Source organism: Burkholderia cepacia complex sp. TUM26381, assembly GCF_057439935.1.
The window spans coordinates 3,411,776-3,432,557 of record NZ_CM172006.1 but is presented as its reverse complement, the minus strand read 5'-3'; the positions used below and the strand labels follow the sequence as shown (position 1 = coordinate 3,432,557).

At 68.7% G+C, this 20,782-nt stretch carries 21 protein-coding genes; 15 read left to right on the top strand and 6 right to left on the bottom strand.

Annotation, left to right across the window (positions count from 1 at the left end; translation table 11 throughout):
- The first annotated feature begins 99 nt into the window (after window positions 1-99).
- Window positions 100-612, top strand: a complete 513-nt coding sequence (locus ACWMMN_RS16115; protein WP_006483173.1) for a winged helix DNA-binding protein — start codon at window positions 100-102, stop codon at window positions 610-612.
- 74 nt (window positions 613-686) lie between these two features.
- Here ACWMMN_RS16115 and ACWMMN_RS16110 read toward each other — a convergent pair whose 3' ends face one another.
- Complete coding sequence (locus ACWMMN_RS16110) at window positions 687-1,295, bottom strand: 5-formyltetrahydrofolate cyclo-ligase (protein WP_059232970.1); 609 nt, start codon at window positions 1,293-1,295, stop codon at window positions 687-689.
- An 8-nt stretch (window positions 1,296-1,303) separates the two neighbouring features.
- On the opposite strand from ACWMMN_RS16110, the gene ACWMMN_RS16105 reads away from it, so the two are divergent.
- The 4 genes from ACWMMN_RS16105 (at window position 1,304) to ACWMMN_RS16090 (ending at window position 6,225) form a co-directional block, all read left to right on the top strand.
- On the top strand, window positions 1,304-3,256 hold the full coding sequence (locus ACWMMN_RS16105) for a lytic transglycosylase domain-containing protein (RefSeq protein ID WP_256085341.1): 1,953 nt from the start codon (window positions 1,304-1,306) through the stop codon (window positions 3,254-3,256).
- 57 nt (window positions 3,257-3,313) lie between these two features.
- Entirely contained in the window at window positions 3,314-4,273 is a 960-nt protein-coding gene (locus ACWMMN_RS16100; protein ID WP_174994168.1) for a complex I NDUFA9 subunit family protein, read from the top strand.
- A 66-nt stretch (window positions 4,274-4,339) separates the two neighbouring features.
- On the top strand, window positions 4,340-4,987 hold the full coding sequence (locus ACWMMN_RS16095; protein ID WP_059232973.1) for a glutathione S-transferase family protein: 648 nt from the start codon (window positions 4,340-4,342) through the stop codon (window positions 4,985-4,987).
- The gene (locus ACWMMN_RS16090) at window positions 4,984-6,225 is read left to right on the top strand and encodes a multifunctional CCA addition/repair protein (RefSeq protein ID WP_059232974.1); all 1,242 of its coding nucleotides are present in this window, start codon (window positions 4,984-4,986) and stop codon (window positions 6,223-6,225) included. Before ACWMMN_RS16095 ends, ACWMMN_RS16090 begins: the two co-directional genes overlap by 4 nt.
- Before the next feature lie 38 nt (window positions 6,226-6,263).
- Here the strand turns inward: ACWMMN_RS16090 and ACWMMN_RS16085 are convergent, their stop codons facing one another.
- Window positions 6,264-7,043 carry a helix-turn-helix domain-containing protein gene (locus ACWMMN_RS16085; RefSeq protein WP_486422845.1) on the bottom strand — a complete coding sequence of 260 codons (780 nt, stop codon included), beginning with the start codon at window positions 7,041-7,043 and terminating at the stop codon, window positions 6,264-6,266.
- A 376-nt stretch (window positions 7,044-7,419) separates the two neighbouring features.
- Here ACWMMN_RS16085 and ACWMMN_RS16080 point away from each other — a divergent pair, with 376 nt between their 5' ends.
- Window positions 7,420-9,270: a M24 family metallopeptidase gene (locus ACWMMN_RS16080; protein WP_486422844.1), complete on the top strand. Its 1,851-nt coding sequence runs from the start codon at window positions 7,420-7,422 to the stop codon at window positions 9,268-9,270.
- 19 nt (window positions 9,271-9,289) lie between these two features.
- Here the strand turns inward: ACWMMN_RS16080 and ACWMMN_RS16075 are convergent, their stop codons facing one another.
- From ACWMMN_RS16075 to flgA, 4 genes are all read right to left on the bottom strand, one after another.
- Window positions 9,290-10,645 carry an SGNH/GDSL hydrolase family protein gene (locus tag ACWMMN_RS16075; RefSeq protein ID WP_486422843.1) on the bottom strand — a complete coding sequence of 452 codons (1,356 nt, stop codon included), beginning with the start codon at window positions 10,643-10,645 and terminating at the stop codon, window positions 9,290-9,292.
- 160 nt (window positions 10,646-10,805) lie between these two features.
- Entirely contained in the window at window positions 10,806-11,246 is a 441-nt protein-coding gene (locus ACWMMN_RS16070; protein WP_059236580.1) for a flagella synthesis protein FlgN, read from the bottom strand.
- A gap of 74 nt (window positions 11,247-11,320) precedes the next feature.
- A complete protein-coding gene (gene flgM / locus ACWMMN_RS16065) occupies window positions 11,321-11,650 on the bottom strand; it encodes a flagellar biosynthesis anti-sigma factor FlgM (RefSeq protein WP_059232978.1) in 330 nt (109 codons plus the stop codon).
- A gap of 118 nt (window positions 11,651-11,768) precedes the next feature.
- Complete coding sequence (gene flgA, locus ACWMMN_RS16060; RefSeq protein ID WP_342703078.1) at window positions 11,769-12,995, bottom strand: flagellar basal body P-ring formation chaperone FlgA; 1,227 nt, start codon at window positions 12,993-12,995, stop codon at window positions 11,769-11,771.
- Window positions 12,996-13,199: 204 nt separating this feature from the next.
- On the opposite strand from flgA, the gene flgB reads away from it, so the two are divergent.
- The 9 genes from flgB to flgJ are packed head-to-tail and all read left to right on the top strand — an operon-like array spanning window position 13,200 to window position 20,723.
- Entirely contained in the window at window positions 13,200-13,688 is a 489-nt protein-coding gene (gene flgB, locus ACWMMN_RS16055) for a flagellar basal body rod protein FlgB (protein ID WP_059232980.1), read from the top strand.
- Window positions 13,689-13,725: 37 nt separating this feature from the next.
- Complete coding sequence (flgC, locus tag ACWMMN_RS16050; protein ID WP_034190310.1) at window positions 13,726-14,151, top strand: flagellar basal body rod protein FlgC; 426 nt, start codon at window positions 13,726-13,728, stop codon at window positions 14,149-14,151.
- 55 nt (window positions 14,152-14,206) lie between these two features.
- Window positions 14,207-14,968 carry a flagellar hook assembly protein FlgD gene (locus ACWMMN_RS16045; RefSeq protein WP_059232981.1) on the top strand — a complete coding sequence of 254 codons (762 nt, stop codon included), beginning with the start codon at window positions 14,207-14,209 and terminating at the stop codon, window positions 14,966-14,968.
- Between the two features lie 27 nt (window positions 14,969-14,995).
- Window positions 14,996-16,237, top strand: coding sequence for a flagellar hook protein FlgE (gene flgE, locus ACWMMN_RS16040; RefSeq protein ID WP_059232982.1), 1,242 nt, complete (start codon window positions 14,996-14,998; stop codon window positions 16,235-16,237).
- 19 nt (window positions 16,238-16,256) lie between these two features.
- A complete protein-coding gene (gene flgF / locus ACWMMN_RS16035) occupies window positions 16,257-17,015 on the top strand; it encodes a flagellar basal-body rod protein FlgF (RefSeq protein WP_059232983.1) in 759 nt (252 codons plus the stop codon).
- A gap of 34 nt (window positions 17,016-17,049) precedes the next feature.
- The gene (flgG, locus tag ACWMMN_RS16030; protein ID WP_059232984.1) at window positions 17,050-17,838 is read left to right on the top strand and encodes a flagellar basal-body rod protein FlgG; all 789 of its coding nucleotides are present in this window, start codon (window positions 17,050-17,052) and stop codon (window positions 17,836-17,838) included.
- A gap of 21 nt (window positions 17,839-17,859) precedes the next feature.
- A complete protein-coding gene (gene flgH, locus ACWMMN_RS16025) occupies window positions 17,860-18,549 on the top strand; it encodes a flagellar basal body L-ring protein FlgH (protein WP_059232985.1) in 690 nt (229 codons plus the stop codon).
- Between the two features lie 5 nt (window positions 18,550-18,554).
- Window positions 18,555-19,739: a flagellar basal body P-ring protein FlgI gene (locus tag ACWMMN_RS16020; protein WP_059236582.1), complete on the top strand. Its 1,185-nt coding sequence runs from the start codon at window positions 18,555-18,557 to the stop codon at window positions 19,737-19,739.
- The gene (flgJ, locus tag ACWMMN_RS16015; protein WP_059232986.1) at window positions 19,740-20,723 is read left to right on the top strand and encodes a flagellar assembly peptidoglycan hydrolase FlgJ; all 984 of its coding nucleotides are present in this window, start codon (window positions 19,740-19,742) and stop codon (window positions 20,721-20,723) included.
- Window positions 20,724-20,782 lie beyond the last annotated feature (59 nt).

Here is a 20,782-nt window from a genome sequence, read left to right as displayed (position 1 = left end):
TATCGACAACTTCCCAATAAGCGTTTTCGCCTAGCGTGTATGCCGGGGCTTCTGGCGTACACTCGGCACACCCTGTCACCCGGCTTGCGCCGCCTTTCCATGAAGCGTCCTGCGACCAAGATCGTGTCATCCGAACACCTCGTTTCCGATTCGAGCGCGGAGCTGTCGGAGCTCGAATACGGGCTCATCATGGCGGGCAACGCATTCAACCGCTGGATGGTGCGCTGCATGTCGGCGGCCGGCGCGAAGGACATGACGGCGGTCGAGGTATCGCTGCTGCATCACGTCAGCCATCGCGAACGCAAGAAGAAGCTCGCCGACATCTGCTTCGTGCTCAATATCGAGGATACGCACGTCGCGACCTATGCGCTGAAAAAACTGATCGCCCGCGGCTATGTGAAGAGCGAGAAGAACGGCAAGGAAGTGTTCTTTTTCGCGACCGACGCGGGCCGCGACCTGTGCCTGAAGTACCGCGAGGTGCGCGAGCACTGCCTGATCGAGACGCTGAAGGACAGCGGCCTCACCAACGAGCAGATCGGCGACGCGGCGCAGTTGCTGCGCCACGCATCGGGCCTCTACGACACGGCTGCACGCGCGGCGGCGTCGCTGTAAACGATTGCGGAAATCATTGCGCGCGGCCAGGCGCTGACGGGCGAGCGGCGACGACCGTGGCGCGCCGCGCCGCGTCATCCGGCGGCCGGGTAGAGCGCGGCGTCGGTCACGATCCAGCGCAGCGCGAGATCGTGCGCTTCGGCCGGCAGCGCATCGACGCGGCACGCGTCATACGCGATGCCGACCGTCACGGGCAGCGCATCGCCCGGCCACACGGCGAGCGTGCGGTCGTAGTAGCCGCCGCCGTAGCCGAGCCGGTAGCGCTGCAGATCGAATCCCACGCAGGGAATCAGCAACAGGTCGGGCACGACGACGATTCCCGACGCCGGTTCCGGAATCCGGTGATGACCTTCGCGCATCGGCGTGTGTGCGTCCCAGGCATGGAACGCGAGCGGCGTGTGACGCTCGCCGATCACCGGCAACGCGGCGTGCCGGCCGGCACCCGCCGCGCACCACGCGAGCACCGCATCGCGCGCATCGAATTCCCCCGGCAGCGGCCAGTAGAACCCGACCGTGCGCGGCGCCAGACGGTCGAGCAGCGCGCGCAGCCGCGCATCGAGCGCGGCGTTCGCGGCGGGCTGCGACGCGGCGTCGCGACGGGCGCCGGACAGCGTTTTGCGCAGCGCAACCTTCGGGTTCGGCACAGGGTTGCGTGCTATGCTTTCGCTCAATTCGTGCTCCATTCAAAACGATGTCGAACAGCCTTTTCCGAGTATATCGCGCGGTCGCGCTGACGCTTTCGGCCGCCGCGCTCGTCGCGGGTACGGCCGCGTGCGCCGCGCCGGGCGACGACACGGTCGCCGGGGATGACCAGATCTTCGTGCAGCTTCGCGAAGCCGCACGCCGCAACGACGCCGCGAAAGCCGCGCAGCTTGCGTCGATGATCCCGAATTATCCGGTCCCGTCCTACGTCGAGTATTTCCAGATCAAGCCGCAGCTGTTCGATTCGACGGGCCGTGCGCGCGTCGATGCGCCGGACGCGCCCGTGCAGTCGTTCCTGCAGCGCTACGACGGCCAGGCGATCGCCGACCGCCTGCGCAACGACTACCTGCTCGTGCTCGGCGCGCGCCACGACTGGCGCAACTTCGACGACCAGTACAAGCGCTTCGTGCTCGACGACGACACGCAGGTCAAGTGCTATGCGCTCGAATCGCGCGCGGCGCGTGGCGAGAACGTCGCCGATGCGGCGCGAGCGTTGCTCGTCGAGCCGAAGAACTACGGCGACGCATGCGTCGACCTGATCACCGCGTTGACCGTCAACCAGCAGTTCACGAGCGACGACGTGTGGCAGCAGGCACGCCTCGCGTACGAGCAGAACTACACGACGCTCGGCGGCAAGATCGTCGACGCGCTCGGCCCGCGCCCGGTCGGCTTCGACCAGGCGACGAGCGCGCCGCCGCTGTACCTCGCGCGCGGCGTCGGCGCCGACGCGACGTCGCACCAGCTCGCGCTGATCGCGCTCGGCCGCATGGCGCGCAACGATCCGGATGCAGCCGCCGGCATGCTGACGACGGTCGCGCCATCGCTGACCAAGCCGGAACAGGCGATCGCGTGGGGTGCGATCGGCTACCAGGGCGCGATCAAGCGCTCGCCGCTCGCATCGGTCTGGTACGCGAAATCCGCGAATGCGCCGCTGTCGAACCCGGGCTACGAATGGCGCACGCGCGCCGCGCTGCTCGCCGGCAACTGGCCGATGGTGCGCTGGTCGATCGAGCAGATGCCGCCGTCGCTGCGCAACGATCCGGCCTGGATCTACTGGCATGCGCGCGCGCTCAAGCAGAGCGGCGACACGCTGCAGGCGAACCAGGAATTCGAGCAGGTCGCCGGCCAGTTCAACTTCTACGGGCAGCTTGCCGGTGAAGAGCTTGGCCAGCGCACGTCGATCCCGCCGCGCACGAAGGTGAGCGACGCCGAGATCGACGCGATGGGCAAGATTCCGGGCTTCGCGCTCGCGCAGCGCTTCTACGGGCTGAACCTGCGCCTCGAAGGCAACCGCGAATGGAACTGGCCGCTGCGCGGCATGACCGATCGCCAGCTGCTCGCGGCTGCCGAATACGGCAAGCGCGTCGAGCTGCTCGACCGCACGGTCAACACGGCCGACCGCACGAAGGCCGAGCACGACTTCACGCTGCGCTATCCGTCGCCGTACCGCAATATCGTCGAGCGCTATGCGCAATCGACGGGCCTCGATGTCGAATGGGCGTACGGGCTGATCCGCCAGGAATCGCGCTTCATCATCAGCGCGCGTTCGTCGGTGGGCGCGGGCGGCCTGATGCAGCTGATGCCGGCAACGGCCCAGATGGTCGCGAAGAAGCTCGGCATGGGCACGATCACGCGCGCGCAGATGCACGACATCGATACCAACATCCAGCTCGGCACCTGGTATCTGGCGGACATCTACAACAACTTCGACAGCTCGCCCGTGCTCGCCACCGCCGGCTACAACGCGGGCCCCGGCCGGCCGCGCCAGTGGCGCCAGGTGTTGACGCAGCCCGTCGAAGGCGCGATCTTCGCGGAGACGATTCCGTTCAACGAGACGCGCGACTACGTGAAGAACGTGCTGTCGAACACCGTCTACTACGCGGCGCTCTTCGAGGGCAAACCGCAGTCGTTGAAGAAACGCCTAGGCATGATCTCGCCCTGATACGCAATCTTCACACTGCCGCGCGAGACGCGGCAGTGTTCTTTTGAGGTCCCGAACATGGATCGCCAGACCGTCGCGCTGCTGGGCGGCACCGGCTTCATCGGCAGCCGGCTCGTCAATGCGCTGATCGACGCCGGCAAGCAGGTCCGGATCGCCACGCGCCGGCGCGACCACGCGCGCCACCTGCAGATGCTGCCGGTCGAGATCGTCGAACTCGACGCCCTCGACACGCGCACGCTCGCGCGCTTCGTCGCCGGCGCGCAGGCGGCGATCAACCTGGTCGGCGTGCTGCACGGCGGCCGCGGTACGCCGTACGGGCCCGGCTTCGAGCGCGCGCATGTCGCGCTGCCGGCCGCGCTGGCGAGCGCCTGCACCGAGGTTGGTGTGCGGCGCCTGCTGCACATGAGCGCGCTCGGCGCCGATTCGCACGGCCCGAGCATGTACCAGCGCTCGAAGGGCGACGGCGAGGCCGCGCTGCATGCGATCGCGGCGACCGATTCGCTCGCGCTGACGATCTTCCGCCCGTCGGTCGTGTTCGGCCCCGGCGACGCGTTCCTCAACACGTTCGCGAACCTGCAGCGCACGGTGCCCGTGCTGCCGCTCGCGATGCCCGATGCGCGCTTCCAGCCGGTGTTCGTCGGCGACGTCGTACGCGCGTTCGTGAACACGCTCGATCTCGCGGCCGCGCACGGCAAGACCTACGAACTCGGCGGCCCGACCGTCTATACGCTCGAGCAGCTGGTGCGCTATTGCGGCACGCTGGTCGGCCGGCAGGCACGCATCGTGCGGCTGCCCGACGCGCTCGCGCGGCTGCAGGCGAGCGTGTTCGAATGCCTGCCGGGCGAGCCCGTGCTCACGCGCGACAATCTCGCGACGTTGTCAGTGCCGAACGTGCTGTCGGGGCCGCTCGCGCCGGAACTCGGGATCTCGCCCGCGAGTCTCGAAAGCATTGCACCCGCGTATCTCGGCGAAGCCACGAAGCGCTCGCGGTTCGACTGGTTCCGCTCGCGCCGCTAGCGCCCGCGCGGAGCGCCGCCGTCCGGCCCCTTTCCCTTTCCTTTTCGCGTTGTCCGGAACCCCGTCATGAAACTCGTCATTGGTGACAAGAATTACTCGTCGTGGTCGATGCGGCCGTGGCTGCTGCTCGCGCATTTCGGTATCCCGTTCGACGAGATCGCGGTCGAGCTGCGCCGCGACGATACGGCCGCGCGTATCCGCGAATACTCGCCGACCGGCAAGGTGCCGTGCCTGATCGACGACCACGGCATCGCGATCTGGGATTCGCTCGCGATCGCCGAGACGCTCGCCGAGCGCTATCCGCAGTTCCCGATGTGGCCGGCCGATCCGCTCGAGCGCGCGCATGCCCGCTGCGTGTCGGCCGAGATGCATTCGGGCTTCGCGGCGCTGCGCACGCAGATGGGCATGAACGTGCGCGCGTCGATGCCGGGGCGCGGCGCGACGCCGGACGCGCTCGCCGATGTCGCGCGCATCGATGCGCTGTGGAGCGCGTGCCTCGAGGCGTCGGGCGGGCCGTTCCTGTTCGGCGAATTCGGGATCGCCGATGCGATGTACGCGCCTGTCGTCATGCGCTTCAACACGTACGCGCCGGGCCTGTCACCGGACGCGGCCGGCTATGCGGCACGTGTGACGGCACTGCCGGCCGTGCAGCGCTGGATCGACGCCGCGCGCCGCGAAACGAACGTGATCGCCGAATACGAGCCGACGCCATGAATATCTACGCAGTAGGCGGCGCGATCCGCGACGAATTGCTCGGCGTGCCTGTGCAGGACCGCGACTACGTGGTGGTCGGCGCGACGCCCGAGCAGATGGCCGCGCAGGGCTTCCGGCCGGTCGGCAAGGATTTCCCGGTGTTCCTGCATCCGCAGACGCAGGAGGAGTACGCGCTGGCGCGCACCGAGCGCAAGACGGCGGCTGGCTATCACGGGTTCCAGTTCCATTACGCGCCGGACGTGACGCTCGACGAGGATCTCGCGCGGCGCGACCTGACGGTCAACGCGATGGCGCGCGAGGTGAGCCCGGAAGGCGCGCTGGTCGGGCCCGTGATCGATCCGTTCGACGGGCAGGCCGACCTGCGCGCGCGCGTGTTCCGGCACGTCAGCGACGCGTTCGTCGAGGATCCGGTGCGGATCCTGCGCATTGCGCGTTTCGCCGCACGGTTCGCGGATTTCACGGTGGCGGACGAAACGCTCGCGCTGATGCGGCGGATGGCCGATGCGGGCGAAGTCGACGCGCTCGTGCCCGAGCGCGTGTGGCAGGAAATCGCGCGCGGGCTGATGGAGGCGAAGCCGTCGCGGATGTTCGCGGTGCTGCGCGAATGCGGCGCGCTCGCGCGCATCCTGCCCGAGGTCGACGCGCTGTGGGGCGTGCCGCAGCGCGCCGATTACCACCCGGAAGTCGATACCGGCGTGCACGTGATGATGGTCGTCGACTATGCGGCGAAGCAGGGCTATTCGCTGGCGGTGCGCTTCGCGGCGCTCACGCACGATCTCGGCAAGGCGACGACGCCCGCCGACGTGCTGCCGCGCCACGTCGGTCACGAGGGGCGCAGCGTCGATCTGCTCAAGCCGTTGTGCGAGCGGCTGCGGGTGCCGAACGAATGCCGCGATCTCGCGCTGGTGGTCGCGCGCGAGCACGGCAACCTGCATCGCGTGATGGAGATGGGCGCGGCCGCGCTGGTGCGGCTGTTCGAGCGCAGCGACGCGCTGCGCAAGCCGGCGCGTTTCGCCGAGCTGCTGCAGGCATGCGAATCGGATGCGCGCGGGCGGCTCGGGCTCGACGCGCAGCCGTATCCGCAGGCCGAGCGGCTGCGCGTCGCGCTCGCGGCCGCGCGCAGCGTCGACGCCGGCGCGATCGCGCGCGGCATCGGCAACGATACCGAGAAGATCAAGGAGGCCGTGCATCGCGCGCGGATCCAGGCTGTCGCGCAGGCGCTTGCGATCGGCGAATAGGCGCGGGACGGGCGCGCGGCGTGCGCGCCCGCGAGCCGTTACGACTTCTTCTTGCGTGACGGGGTGGCGGCGGCCGGGTGTTTGCCGGCGGCGGCGCGCGGCTTTGCCGACGCCTTCTTTTCCGCCGCGCCGGCTTTGGCCGGCCGTGCCGCATCCGCGTCGCGATCGCCCTGTTTGGGCAGCGGCGCGCGGCGGCTCACACGCGGCTCGCCGGGCTTCGACTGCCGGATTTCCGTCGTCGCGGACAAGAATTTTGCGCAACTGTCGTCGAACAGCGGCAGCGTGCTGACCGCGATCAGCTCGGCCGGCCCGTCGCCGACGTTGGCCACGCGATGCCGCTTGCGCGCGTCGAAGTGCAGCGAGTCGCCGGGCGTCAGCGGGTAATCCTTCTTGCCGACCGTGTAGCAGATGCGGCCGGCCAGCACGTAGACGAATTCGTCGCCGCCGTGCGCCACCCATTCCGAGCGGTAGCCTTCCATCATCTGCACCTTCAGCGCGTTGATCTGACTGCCGTCGAACGTGGTGGAGAGCCGCTCGTACCACTGCGACGTGGCGTCGAGCGCGTACGGCTCGCGGCTGCCTTCATGCGAATCGGGCTGCGCCTGGCGCGGCTGGTCGATCAGCGCGCCGAGCGGCACGCCCAGCGCCTTCGCGACGTTGACGAGCGACGACAGCGAGATGCCCGTGAGATGGCGCTCGACCTGCGACAGGAACCCGACCGACAGTTTCGCTTCGGTCGCGACTTCCAGCAGCGTCTTCTTCGCTTCCCGGCGCAGGCGGCGAATGCGCTGGCCGATACGCATGATGTCTGAATCCATGAATCTCTTTCGTGGCAACGAGTCGGGACGCGGGCGGAAGGGCGGTGCAGCCGCCGGGACGACGAGGCGCGCGCATTGTACCGCGCGGTGCCGCCGGGCGAATTCACGTTGTGCCCGGATGCGCAGGCATCACGCCGATTTTAGTCCTACGAAAATTTCAGCTTGACCTCAATTTCCGCGTGCTCTAGATTCTGTCGCGCATCAAACAAAGTTAAGTGAGACAAAAATCCCCCAAAGGCCTGCCGCCGGAACGGCACCGCAGCCCGGCCGCGCGCCGGGCCGGGCGTCATCCGCGCCGCGTCGGCGTGTCGTTTCAGGCATGCGCCATGCCACGACACGCCGCCAGCCGCCGACTACAACGAATAACGGGCATCCGATGATCGATCGACTGAAATACAGCTTCTCCGGCCTTCCCCCGTACGACGCGTCCGTCGCCGACACGCAAGCCGGCCTGTCGCGCCTGCTCGACGTTGCGCGGCTCGACGCGGTGGTCGTCACGTCGCAGGACGAGTACGTGACCGAGTACCTGCCGCGCAGCAACAACCCGCGCTACGCGGTGTCCGGCTTCGACGGCTCGGCGGGCTGCGGGATCTTCCTGAGCGCGGCGACCGCGCAGGCGCTGGACCTGCCGCCGTTCGTGCTGTTCGTCGATGGCCGCTATCACCTGCAGGCCGAGCAGCAGTGCGATCCGGCGCGCGTGCGTATCGAGAAGCTCGGGATGAACGTGACGATCTGGCAGGCGATGGCCGACTGGCTGGTCGCGCATGCGAGCCGGCTCGCGCGAGTCGGCTACGACGCGCTGCGGATCAGCGCCGGGCAGCGCGACCGGCTGTTCGCGCAGACGCAGGCCGCATCGCTCGACTGGACGAGCCTCGCCGGTCGCGAGATCGACCGCGCGATCGCGCTGCCGGGCTGGATCGTCGAACGGCCGATCTTCGAGGTGCCGGAAGCGATGACCGGCCTGAGCGTCGCCCAGAACCTCGACACGCTGAACCGCCGGCTCGCCGCGCATACCGGCGCGGCCGACGGCAAGACCGCGTTCTTCTCGTGCGCATCGGACGATCTCGCGTATCTGCTGAACAGCCGCGGCTATCACATCCCGAATGCGTCGTCGCACCTCGGCTTCCTGTTCGCGGTCGGCGGGCAGGTGGCGCTGTTCCTGCCGGAAGGCTGCGACCGCTGCGAGGTCGCGCTTGATTCGTATCCGGCGCTGCACGTGATCCGGCGCGATGTGGCGGCGCTCGAGCGCTTTCTCGCGCCGTTCGCGGTCGAGCACGTGTGCTACGGCTTCGAATCGGTGAACTGCGCGCTCGTCGACGCGGTGCGGCGTGTGTGGCCGCACGCGCGGCATGCCGATTTCAACCCGGTCGAGGCGATGCGGGCGAGCAAGACGCCGGCGGTGCTCGACCGGTTTCGCGACGCGTTTGCGCGCAGTTCCGCGGCGATCGCCGAAACGATGCGCTGGGCGAAGGCCGGCGAGCCGGGCGCGCGCCACACGGAATACGACCTCGCGCGTACGATCAACGACGCGTATGGCGCGCGCTCGGCCGTCGCGCTGACGTTCCCGTCGATCGCGGCGAACGGCGCGAACAGCGCCTTCGCGCATTACACGGCGGCGAGCGCCAGCGTCGAGCTGACCGAAGGCGAACTCGTGCTGCTCGACAGCGGCGCGTACTACGAAGCCGGTTTCGCGACGGACTGCACGCGTGTCGTGCTGCGCCGGACGCATCCGGAGACGGTCGCGCAGCCGTGGCAGCGCGAGATCTACACCGTCGCGCTGAAGGCCTGCATCAAGGGGCTCGTCACGCGCTTTCCGGCCACCGCGAAGGGCGGCGACGTCGATGCGCTCGTGCGGCAGGTGTGCCGCGACCACGGCCACGATTTCGGCCACGGCACCGGGCACGGCGTCGGGATTCACGTCCACGAGGGCGGCGTGCGGTTCGCGCCGGGCGCGCAGTACGGGCTGGTGCCGAATGCGGTGATTTCGGTCGAACCGGGCATCTACCTGGCGGGCAAGGGCGGTGTGCGGATCGAGAACATCGTGATCGTCCGGCCGGACGACGCGCAGCCGGACACCGTGACGTTCGAGAACATCGTGACGGTCGGCTACGACTGGGACCTGATCGATCTCGACCTGCTCGACGATGGCGAGCGCGCGTACCTGCGCGACTACGAGCGGCTGTGCGTGGAGCGCGGCACGCAGGTCACCGCGTGTCCGCTGTTGTAAGCGCAGCCGCCCGCGTCGATCAGTTCAGCAGGCGCGCACGCACGAACGGCGCGATCTGCTCGGCGAGCCACGCGTGCGTACGCGTCGTCGGGTGCAGCGTGTCCCAGAACACGAAGCGCGCCGGATCGCGACAGTCCGCACGCGGCGTCTGTGCGGCCATGTAGGTGAGCGACGACGGTTTCGGAATGTCGAGGCACGAGCGCTTCGCGTCGTCGAAGCCGAATGTCGCAGGATGGCTCAGCAGGTCGTCGAACAGCGCATACGCGTCGAACACCTCGAGCCGCAGCGTCGCGCCGTAGCGGGCGCGCAGCGCGGCGGCCGCGTCGGCGAGGCGCCGGTTGTAGTCCTTGACCTGCGCGGCGACGCTCGCCGTGTCGGCGCGGGTCGCGAACACCGGCGCGCGCGACACGTCGGGCAGCGTGACGAGCATGATCCGCGTCGCGCCGGCCGCGGCGAGCCGTTCGAGGCTGTCGCGCACCGCATTCGCCGCCTGCTCGGGCGAGCGCCCGTAGTTCACGAGATCGTTGCCGCCCGCGAACACCGCGAACAGCGTGTTGGCCGGCCGGTAGTCCGGTGCGCGCTCCATGTATTCGCGCCACGAGTCGATCTGCTGCACGAGGCCCGGCACGACGAGGTGCTGGTCGGTTGCCGCACCGCCGATCGCCCAGTTGTAGAACGGCAGCCGCAGCGCGTTCGCGAGATATTCGGCCCACACCGGGCCGTTGCTGAAGCGCCCCGCATGCCAGCTCGTGCCGTTCGGCAGCTTCCACTGGCTCGCGTTGAACATGTTCTGGGTGTCGGACAGGCTGTCGCCGAACACGATCAGCTTGTTGACGCGCGCGTCCTGCTGCGCGGCATCGATGGTCCATACCGTGTAGTTGAACGACAGCGCGTTGTTGGCCGCGACCGCCTGCGTGAGGCCGGACTGGATGCCTTTCGCCGCCAGCGTCTTGCGGCACACGTCGGCGAGCGTGTCCTGCGACGTCGTGCTGTAGAACATGTTCTTCCACTGCGTGACGCCGTCGGCCCACCAGTAGCCGGGCACGCGATACCAGTCGCCGCCGGCGGGGTCGCGCGCCCATTCGTAGGTCGCGGCGGGCTTCAGCGGATCCGCGTCGATCCGGTACCAGCAGCGCAGGTACGTGTAGGTGTCGGACCCGCGTCGCGCTGCGCGCAGTGACGCGCCAGGCGCGCGCGAAGCGGCCGGCGGCGCGACGTCGGGGCCGGCCGGCGACAACGACATGTTGCCCGTCGGCGTGGGCAGCGGCGCGGAGCCGGCGGCATGGGCGGCGGGGAGCGTCAGTGCGGCGCCGAGCGCCGCGACGGCGGAAACGGCAACGACACGGGATGACAACGGAATGCGGAAACAAGACATGCGGCCCTCTTCTGATTGTTGTGACGGGACGGCGGCGCGGCTGCGCGGCCGTGTATCGGAAGGGACCGTGAGTGCCGGGCTCGGGCCCGGTCTGTCGAAACCTGAAATGCCGCGAACGGCGGCGGGAGGCGGTTGGTGCGGTGGCGGCGGAGCCGGCCGGTCAGCGCGTCAGCGCCGAGACGCGCCCGTCCGGACCGTAGACGCCGGCCGGTGCGGGCGCCGAGCGCAGTACCGCGAGCGCGCGCTCGTTGTAGTCCATCCGGATCCGGATCAGCATCCCGTTGTTCGCGTTGGCCTGGCGCGCGCGTTCGGCGGCCTGTTGCAGCAGTTGCCAGCGGCCGGCGAGGCGCGCATCGCGCTCGGCAGCCTGGTCCATGCCTTTCTTGCCGGCCGGAAAACCGAGCGCGGAGAGCTGCGTGTCGCGCGTGCGTTCGAGCTGCGCGAGCCGATCGATCAGTTCGCTCTTCTTTTCGACGATCCCGGGCAGCATCTCGAGCGGCTCGGCCGTCGTCAGCGCCTTTTCCTCGTAGACGAGCAGGGACGCGAACGCTTCGATCGTCGCATGTTCGTCGTTGACCGTGGCCAGCAGCTCTTCTCTCATCGCGTCATGCTCGTCGCGCCGGTGCACGCGGTGGCGCGCGCCGGCAAACCGGTGGAACCGGCCGCGAGGCCGGCTTAGTTACCCTGCGGGCGCTGTTGCTGCAGCAGCTCGCGGGCGGTGTTCAATACGCCGTCGGCAATCTTGTTCGCGTCGATCGTCAGCGTGCCGTTGTTCAGCGCATCCTTGATCGACTGGACCAGGCCCGTGTCGATATCGGCGTTGCCCGACGCGGATATCGAACGCAGCTGGCCGGACAGACCCGACAGGTTCACGGTCGTGTCGCCGCCGGTCGATCCTGCGTCGGCCGCCGGTGCGGACGACTGGGCCGTGCCGGATTGCGCACGGGTCGCGCCGTTGCCGGTCGGCGCAAGGGGGCTCGGGTTCGGAGTGGAATCGATCTTCACGATGGGTTTCCTGTACGGTTTGACCCAGATAACGGCCGGGTCGGCCCGAACTTTAGCATCGCGAGCCCGAAATGCTCCGAATAAACAATTCTTTACATTCTTGCGGCGTGATCCGTCCCTACAACGGAATTTCCACGGTTCCGGCGTCCTTGACGATCGCCGTGACGATCTGGCCCGCCGCCATCCGCACCCTTACCGACTGGCCCGGCGCCGCATTCGCGAGCACGCTGCCCTCGGCTGAAATCGTGAAACCGGGCCCGGCCGCGACGACCCGCACCGTCTGGCCGGCCGAGACCGACGCCGCGCTCTTCAGCATGTCCTGCCGCAGCGGCAGCCCGGCCGAGATGCGCGCGAGCGCGGTCGAGCCGATCGCCTGCGCCGGATCGGTGATCACCGCGAGCGGCATGACCGTCAGGTCGCCGTCGCGGGCAACCAGGTCGGCCGCGGAGAGCGGCTCGCCGGGCGCGATCTGGCGCGCGGCGACGTAGTAGGTGGCCTGCACGGTGACCTTCGCCTGCAGGTAGACGGTCCACGGCCGCTCGCCCGCGCAGCGCACGCCGACCGTCGTGCGGCCCCACAGGCGCGCGCCGGTCGGCAGGAACGGCTCGAGTGTCGTGCACGCGACGAGCCCGCGCGGAAACGCGGTCGTGACCGTCGCGGTGGTCTTGCCGGGCAGGCCGGCGATCTGCTGCTGCAGGAATGCGAGGGCCGCGCGGCGGATCGTCTCGGGATCCTGCTGGCCGGGCGGCGTCGCGGGCTGGGCCGCGGAAGCCGCCGCAGCCGGGTTCGCGGAAACCGCCGTTGCTCGCGGCGCCGGCGCGGCTGACGCGGCGCGGGCCGCCACCACGCGTGCGACGGCTGCCGACGGTGGTGCCGGCCGAACGTTCGACGCGGGCTCGGCGGTGCCGGCGACGACCGTCGCGATTGCGGCGGGGTCGGCCACGCGCGGCTGCGCGCGATAGCCGGCGTTCGCGCGGGCGGCTGCGTACGCGGGGGCTGGCGCCGGCGGCGGGACGGTCGTCACGACCATCGCGCCGGCCGGTTGCGCCGCGTAACCGGCGGCGGCCGCGCCGGCCGCGGCACCTGCGCCCGACGCCGCGCGACCCGCTTCCGGCGCGATGCCCGCTCCCGAAGCCACGCCCGCATTCCCGCCGAACGGTCCGCCATTCGCCGCATTGGCGTGCGCGAGCGCGGTTTCGGCCGTCTCGCCGCGTCCGGGAATCACGATCATCCCGTCGTCCGCCTGTACCGCAGGGGCGGCGATCCACAGCGCCGCGGCGAGCGCAACCGCACGCCGGACGTGCGCGAGCCGCCCGTTCCTGTCGCGAAGTGCGCTGCCAGTCATCGCCGTGTCCTCGATCCGTTGATCCGCTTTGCATTCTAGGGAGCCGGGCCGTCGCGCAAACGATGAATAGAGGGGGCCTTTGCCGCGTTATTCGCCCGATTGCCGGTTGCGTCCCGCGCCTACCATCGCTGTCATGGAAAAAAGCCTCTTGGGTCGCCATCCGGCGCGAGGGGCGTGCAGCGCTTCATACGGAGAGACGCACACATGCTGGACAAACTCGATGCGGAATTCGCGTTCGGCCGCCAGGCGCTCGACGTGCGCGCCTACCGGCAGGAACTGCTGTCGTCGAACATCGCGAACGCCGACACGCCCGGCTACCAGGCCCGCGACGTCGATTTCGCGTCGACGCTCGCGCGCTCGCTGAAGCAGACGGGCGGCGGCCTGGCGCCGAGCAACGCCGGGCAACTGCCGATGGCGCAGCCGGCCGGCGTGACGAGCGGCATGTCGATGGTGTCGACGGCGGCGGGCCACATGGCCGGCACCGCGAAGCTGATCCCGACGGGCGGCCCGTCGGACGACTACGGCCGCGCGCAGTACCGGATGCCGCTGCAGCCGTCGCTCGACGGCAACACGGTCGATCTCGACGTCGAGCGCGTGCAGTTCGCGAACAACGCGCTGCACTACGAAACCGGGATGACCGTGATGACCCAGCAGATCAAGGCGATGATCGCCGCGATCTCGACGAACTCGTAAGCGCCACCGAACCCGAGCACAAGCACCAGGAGCCACCATGCCTTCGTTGATGAACATCTTCGGCGTCGCCGGTTCGGCGTTGTCCGCGCAATCGCAGCGTCTGAACGTCACCGCGTCGAACCTCGCGAACGCCGACAGCGCCACCGGCCCCGACGGCAAGCCGTACAAGGCCAAGCAGGTCGTGTTCGCGACCGACCCGATCGGCGGCGCGCGCACCGCGTCCGGCCAGGGCGTGGGCGGCGTGCGCGTGACGAAGGTGATGGACGACCCGTCGCCGATGAAGTCGACCTACGACCCGGCGAACCCGGCCGCCGACGCGAACGGCTACGTGCAGATGCCGAACGTCGATCCGGTGCAGGAAATGGTGAACATGATCTCGGCGTCGCGCTCGTACCAGGCCAACGTCGAGACGCTGAACACCGCGAAGACGCTGATGCTCAAGACGCTGACGATCGGCTCGTAAGCCGCACGCCGACCGACCTTACAGACTCGACAGTTCCGACAGAAGGCCACCCAGGATGACTTCCTCCAACACGACGATCGGCGGCAACGGCACCAACGTGTCGAACCTGCCGACCGACACGATGAACACCAACAACGTGTCGTCGACCAACGGCACGTCGGCGAGCGACCTGCAGGCGACGTTCCTGAAGCTGCTCGTCACGCAGCTGCAGAACCAGGATCCGACCAGCCCGGTCGACAGCTCGCAGATGACGTCGCAGCTCGCGCAGATCAACACGGTGAGCGGCATCGCGCAGCTGAACACGTCGCTCACGTCGCTGTCGACGCAGCTCGCAGCCGGCCAGCAGACGCAGGCTGCGCTGCTGATCGGCACGAACGTGCTCGCGCCGGGCAATTCGGTCGCGGTGAAGAGCGGCGCGGCGTCGCCGTTCGGCGTGTCGCTCGCGAGCTCGGTGTCGAACCTGACGATCACCGTGAAGAACTCGGCGGGCACCGTCGTGAACACGATCAACGCGGGCGCGCAGTCGGCCGGCACCGTGCCGTTCAACTGGACGCCGACCGATACGGCCGGCAATGCGCTGCCGGACGGCAAGTACACGGTCAGCGCGACCTACACCGACAGCAAGGGCACGCCGCAGGTGGCCACGACGCTCGCGGCCGCACAGGTGCAGAGCGTGGTCAAGCAGGCGGACGGCACGGCGGGGCTCGTGCTGTCGAACGGCACGACGGTGGGCCTCACCCAGGTCGCGTCGATCTTCCCGAACATCAAGTCGTCCACGGCATCTTCGTCCTCGTCCGGCGACACCACCACCAACTGATCGAGCTTTCTCGAAACGGAGACCGAAATGGGTTATCAACAGGGTCTGAGCGGCCTCGCCGGCGCCTCGAACGCGCTCGACGTGATCGGCAACAACATCGCGAACGCGAACACGGTCGGCTTCAAGTCGAGCACCGCGCAGTTCGCCGACATGTACGCGAACTCGGTCGCGACGTCGGTCAACACGCAGATCGGCATCGGCACGGCGCTGAACTCGGTGGAACAGAATTTCGGCCAGGGCACGATCAATTCGTCGAACTCGTCGCTCGACGTCGCGATCAACGGCAACGGCTTCTACCAGATGTCGAACAACGGCGTGACGACGTACTCGCGCGACGGCACGTTCCAGCGCGACAAGAACGGCTACATCGTCGACTCGCAGGGCCGTAACCTGATGGGCTACATGGCCAACGCGGGCGGCGTGATCAACACCGCGCAGACCGTGCCGCTGCAGGCGCCGACCAACAACATCGCGCCGACCGCGACGACCAAGATCGTCGGCCAGTTCAACCTGAACTCGCAGGACACAGTGCCGGCCAAGACGCCGTTCAGCGCGACCGACAACACGACGTACAACTACTCGACGTCGATCCAGGTGTACGACTCGCTCGGCGGCTCGCAGGCCGTCAACATGTACTTCGTGAAGTCGGCGGCCGGTACGTGGGAAGCGTACGCGGGCGTCCAGGGCGGCGCGACGACCGATCTCGGCACGGTCACGTTCAATTCGTCGGGCGGCATCCAGAGCACGACGACGGGCACGCCGCCGACGCCGACCACGTCGCTCGGCCAGTTCCAGTTCACGGTGCCGAACACCGACGGCTCGGCGACGCCGCAGAGCCTCACGCTCGATCTGACCGGCACGACGCAGTACGGCGGCAAGGACGGCGTGAACAACCTCGCGCAGGACGGCTACGCGAGCGGCACGCTGACGACTTACACGATCGGCACCGACGGCAAGCTGACCGGCAACTACTCGAACGGCCAGACCGCCGTGCTCGGCCAGATCGCGCTCGCGAACTTCAACAACCCGAACGGGCTGGTGAATCTCGGCGGCAACCAGTATGCGGAGTCCGCCGCGTCGGGCGTGCCGCAGGTCTCGGCGCCGGGCAGCACGAACCACGGCACGCTGCAGGGCAGCGCGCTCGAGAACTCGAACGTCGACCTCACGTCGCAGCTCGTCAACCTGATCACCGCGCAGCGCAACTACCAGGCGAACGCGCAGACGATCAAGACGCAGCAGACCGTCGACCAGACGCTCATCAACCTGTAAGCGCGGATAACCGGCAGCCATGGACCGACTGATCTATACGGCGATGACGGGCGCGTCGCAGTCGCTCGACCAGCAGGCGGTCGTCGCGAACAACCTCGCGAACGCCTCGACGACGGGCTTTCGCGCGCAGCTCGCGACGTATCGCGCGGTGCCGATGAATTTCGGCGACGGCAGCAAGATCGACCCGACGACGACGCGCACCTACGTGCTCTCGTCGACGCCTGGCGCGGATTACGCGCCGGGTCCGATCACGCGCACCGGCAATCCGCTCGACGTCGCGGTGCAGGGCGCCGGCTGGCTGTCGGTGCAGGCGGCCGACGGCAGCGAGGCATACACGCGCGCCGGCAACCTGCACGTCGACGAGAACGGCCAGCTCGTCAACGCGAGCAACCTGCCGGTGGTCGGCAACGGCGGCCCGATCTCGGTGCCGCCGAACGCGGAAGTGACGATCGGCAAGGACGGCACGGTGTCCGCGCTGATGCCGGGCGACCCGCCGACCGCGGTCGCGATCGTCGACCAGATGAAGCTCGTCAATCCCGATCCGGCCACGCTCACGCGCGGCAACGACGGGTTGTTCCGTACCGCCGACGGCAATCCGGCCGACGCCGACCCGAACGTGGTCGTCACGCCGAATTCGCTCGAAGGCAGCAACGTCAACCCGGTGACCGCGATGGTCGCGATGATCGACAACGCGCGCGCGTTCCAGCTTCAGTCGAAGCTGATCCAGACGGCCGACCAGAACGAGCAGTCGGCGAACCAGCTGCTCAACTTCAGCTGAGCGCCCGCGCCAGCCTACGCAGGAGACCTTACAAGTGAACCGTTCGCTCTACATCGCCGCCACCGGCATGAATGCGCAGCAAGCGCAGATGGACGTGATTTCGAACAACCTCGCGAACACCAGCACGAACGGCTTCAAGGCGTCGCGCGCGGTGTTCGAGGATCTGCTGTACCAGACCATCCGCCAGCCGGGCGCGAACTCGACGCAGCAGACCGAGCTGCCGTCGGGCCTGCAGCTCGGCACCGGCGTGCAGCAGGTCGCGACCGAGCGCCTGTACACGCAAGGCGGCCTCACGCAGACCGGCAACTCGAAGGACGTCGCGATCAACGGCGCGGGCTTCTTCCAGGTGCTGATGCCGGACGGCACGAACGCCTACACGCGCGACGGCTCGTTCCAGACCAACGCGCAGGGCCAGCTCGTCACGTCGAGCGGCTACCAGGTGCTGCCGGCGATCACCATTCCGCAGAACGCGCAGTCGCTGACGATCGGCAAGGACGGCGTCGTGTCGGTCACGCAGCCGGGTTCGAGCAACGCGGTACAGATCGGCTCGCTGCAGATCGCGACCTTCATCAACCCGGCCGGCCTCGAGGCGCGCGGCGAGAACCTGTTCTCCGAGACGACCTCGTCGGGCGCGCCGAACGTGTCGCAGCCGGGCCTGAACGGCGCGGGCGTGCTCAACCAGAACTACGTCGAAGCGTCGAACGTGAACGTCGTGCAGGAACTCGTCAACATGATCCAGACGCAGCGTGCCTACGAGATCAACAGCAAGGCCGTGACGACGTCCGACCAGATGCTGCAGACCGTCACGCAGATGAAGAGCTAACCGGAAAGTCCCGTCGTCGCCATGAAGCAGGTTCGCCTCCTCCCGTCAGCCACCGTCCGCGCCGCGTGCGCGGTCGCGGTGGCGGCGCTCGCCGGTTGCGCGCAGATCCCGCGCGATCCGATCATCCAGCAGCCGATGACGGCGCAGCCGCCGACGCCGATGTCGATGCAGGCGCCCGGCTCGATCTACAACCCCGGCTACGCGGGGCGGCCGCTGTTCGAGGATCAGCGGCCGCGCAACATCGGCGACATCCTGACGATCATGATCGCGGAGAACATCAACGCGACCAAGTCGTCGGGCGCGAACACGAACCGGCAGGGCAACACCGACTTCAACGTGCCGACGGCCGGCTTCCTCGGCGGGCTGTTCGCGAAGGCGAACCTGTCGGCCACCGGCAACAACAAGTTCGCGGCGACGGGCGGCGCGAGCGCGGCGAACACGTTCAACGGCACGATCACGGTGACCGTCACCAACGTGCTGCCGAACGGCAACCTCGTGGTCAGCGGCGAGAAGCAGATGCTGATCAACCAGGGCAACGAATTCGTGCGCTTCTCGGGCGTCGTCAACCCGAACACGATCTCGGGCGCGAACTCGGTCTACTCGACGCAGGTCGCCGACGCGAAGATCGAATACTCGTCGAAGGGCTACATCAACGAAGCCGAGACGATGGGCTGGCTGCAGCGCTTCTTCCTCAACATCGCGCCGTGGTGATGACGATGCAGACGACCCCGATCCACCGCCCGTCGGCCCGCGTGCATGCCGCCGCGCGGCTCGCCGTCGCGTTCGCGGCCGTGGCGGCCGCGTGCGTGCTCGGCGCGGCGCCCGCGCATGCGGAGCGTCTGAAGGACCTCGCGCAGATCCAGGGCGTGCGCGATAACCCGCTGATCGGCTATGGCCTCGTCGTCGGTCTCGACGGCACGGGCGACCAGACGATGCAGACGCCGTTCACGACGCAGACGCTCGCGAACATGCTCGCGAACCTCGGCATCTCGATCAACAACGGTTCGGCGAACGGCGGCCCGTCGTCGCTGAGCAACATGCAGCTGAAGAACGTCGCGGCCGTGATGGTGACGGCCACGCTGCCGCCGTTCGCGCGGCCGGGCGAAGCGCTCGACGTGACGGTATCGTCGCTCGGCAACGCGAAGAGCCTGCGCGGCGGCACGCTGCTGCTCACGCCGCTGAAGGGCGCGGACGGGCAGGTGTACGCGCTCTCGCAGGGCAACATGGCGGTCGGCGGCGCGGGCGCCAGCGCGAACGGCAGCCGCGTGCAGGTGAACCAGCTCGCGGCCGGCCGGATCGTCGGCGGCGCGATCGTCGAGCGTTCGGTGCCGAACGCGATCGCGCAGATGAACGGCGTGCTGCAGCTGCAGCTGAACGACATGGACTACGGCACCGCGCAGCGGATCGTGTCCGCGGTCAACTCGAGCTTCGGCCCGGGCACCGCGACGGCGCTCGACGGCCGCACGATCCAGCTCGCGGCGCCGGCCGACTCGGCGCAGCAGGTCGCGTTCATGGCGCGGCTGCAGAACCTCGACGTGAGCCCGGACAAGGCCGCGGCGAAGGTGATCCTGAACGCGCGCACCGGCTCGATCGTGATGAACCAGATGGTCACGCTGCAGAGCTGCGCGGTCGCGCACGGCAACCTGTCGGTCGTCGTCAACACGCAGCCGGTGGTGTCGCAGCCGGGGCCGTTCTCGAACGGGCAGACGGTGGTGGCGCAGCAGTCGCAGATCCAGTTGAAGCAGGACAACGGCGCGCTGAAGATGGTGACGGCCGGCGCGAACCTCGCCGACGTCGTGAAGGCGCTGAACACGCTCGGCGCGACGCCCGCGGACCTGATGTCGATCCTGCAGGCGATGAAGGCGGCCGGCGCGTTGCGCGCCGACCTGGAGGTCATCTAAATGGCAGCGAACCTTCCTAACGCGAACGACCTCACGCAGCGCTTCGCGCTCGATGTGCAGGGTTTCGACGCGCTGCGCGCGCAGGCGAAGCAGTCGCCGCAGGCCGGCGCGAAGGCGGTCGCGGGCCAGTTCGACGCGATGTTCACGCAGATGATGCTCAAGAGCATGCGCGACGCGACGCCCGACGGCGGGCTGCTCGATTCGCACACGTCGAAGATGTACACGTCGATGCTCGACCAGCAGCTCGCGCAGCAGATGTCGAAGCACGGGATCGGCGTGGCCGACGCGCTGATGAAGCAGTTGATGCGCAACGCGGGCGTGGGCGCGGGCAGCGACACCGCGGCCGACGTCGGCGCGGGCGGCATGGGTGCCGGCGGCCTCGGCACGGCCGGCAACGAAGGCAGCCTCGCCGCGATGAACGCGATGGCGAAGGCGTATGCCAACGCGTCGAACAACGGCGGGCTCGCCGGCGCGCGCGGCTACTCGGCCGGCAGCGCGCTCACGCCGCCGCTGAAGGGCGCGAGCGGCGTGCAGGACGCCGACGCGTTCGTCGACCGGCTCGCGGGCCCCGCGCAGGCGGCCAGCGCGACGACCGGCATTCCGGCGCGCTTCATCGTCGGCCAGGCCGCGCTCGAATCGGGCTGGGGCAAGCGCGAGATCCGCGCGACCGACGGTTCGACCAGCTACAACGTGTTCGGCATCAAGGCGAGCAAGGGCTGGACGGGCCGCACGGTATCGGCGCTGACGACCGAATACGTGAACGGCACGCCGCGCCGCGTGGTCGCGAAATTCCGCGCGTACGACTCGTACGAGCACGCGATGACCGATTACGCGAACCTGCTGAAGAACAACCCGCGCTACTCGGGCGTGCTCAGCGCGAGCCGCAGCGTCGAGGGGTTTGCGCACGGCATGCAGAAGGCCGGTTACGCGACCGACCCGAACTACGCGAAAAAGCTGATCTCGATCATGCAGCAGATCGGCTGACGGGCCCGCCCGCAACCGGTTCATGGCTCTCTCGGACCGCGCCCGGCACCCCGCCGCGC

Coding starts and splice junctions, on each gene's coding strand:
- ACWMMN_RS16115 (WP_006483173.1), top strand. CDS start 100: ATGAAGCGTCCTGCGACCAAGATCGTGTCATCCGAACACCTCGTTTCC.
- ACWMMN_RS16110 (WP_059232970.1), bottom strand. CDS start 1,295: ATGGAGCACGAATTGAGCGAAAGCATAGCACGCAACCCTGTGCCGAAC.
- ACWMMN_RS16105 (WP_256085341.1), top strand. CDS start 1,304: ATGTCGAACAGCCTTTTCCGAGTATATCGCGCGGTCGCGCTGACGCTT.
- ACWMMN_RS16100 (WP_174994168.1), top strand. CDS start 3,314: ATGGATCGCCAGACCGTCGCGCTGCTGGGCGGCACCGGCTTCATCGGC.
- ACWMMN_RS16095 (WP_059232973.1), top strand. CDS start 4,340: ATGAAACTCGTCATTGGTGACAAGAATTACTCGTCGTGGTCGATGCGG.
- ACWMMN_RS16090 (WP_059232974.1), top strand. CDS start 4,984: ATGAATATCTACGCAGTAGGCGGCGCGATCCGCGACGAATTGCTCGGC.
- ACWMMN_RS16085 (WP_486422845.1), bottom strand. CDS start 7,043: ATGGATTCAGACATCATGCGTATCGGCCAGCGCATTCGCCGCCTGCGC.
- ACWMMN_RS16080 (WP_486422844.1), top strand. CDS start 7,420: ATGATCGATCGACTGAAATACAGCTTCTCCGGCCTTCCCCCGTACGAC.
- ACWMMN_RS16075 (WP_486422843.1), bottom strand. CDS start 10,645: ATGTCTTGTTTCCGCATTCCGTTGTCATCCCGTGTCGTTGCCGTTTCC.
- ACWMMN_RS16070 (WP_059236580.1), bottom strand. CDS start 11,246: ATGAGAGAAGAGCTGCTGGCCACGGTCAACGACGAACATGCGACGATC.
- flgA (WP_342703078.1), bottom strand. CDS start 12,995: ATGACTGGCAGCGCACTTCGCGACAGGAACGGGCGGCTCGCGCACGTC.
- flgB (WP_059232980.1), top strand. CDS start 13,200: ATGCTGGACAAACTCGATGCGGAATTCGCGTTCGGCCGCCAGGCGCTC.
- flgC (WP_034190310.1), top strand. CDS start 13,726: ATGCCTTCGTTGATGAACATCTTCGGCGTCGCCGGTTCGGCGTTGTCC.
- ACWMMN_RS16045 (WP_059232981.1), top strand. CDS start 14,207: ATGACTTCCTCCAACACGACGATCGGCGGCAACGGCACCAACGTGTCG.
- flgE (WP_059232982.1), top strand. CDS start 14,996: ATGGGTTATCAACAGGGTCTGAGCGGCCTCGCCGGCGCCTCGAACGCG.
- flgF (WP_059232983.1), top strand. CDS start 16,257: ATGGACCGACTGATCTATACGGCGATGACGGGCGCGTCGCAGTCGCTC.
- flgH (WP_059232985.1), top strand. CDS start 17,860: ATGAAGCAGGTTCGCCTCCTCCCGTCAGCCACCGTCCGCGCCGCGTGC.
- ACWMMN_RS16020 (WP_059236582.1), top strand. CDS start 18,555: ATGCAGACGACCCCGATCCACCGCCCGTCGGCCCGCGTGCATGCCGCC.
- flgJ (WP_059232986.1), top strand. CDS start 19,740: ATGGCAGCGAACCTTCCTAACGCGAACGACCTCACGCAGCGCTTCGCG.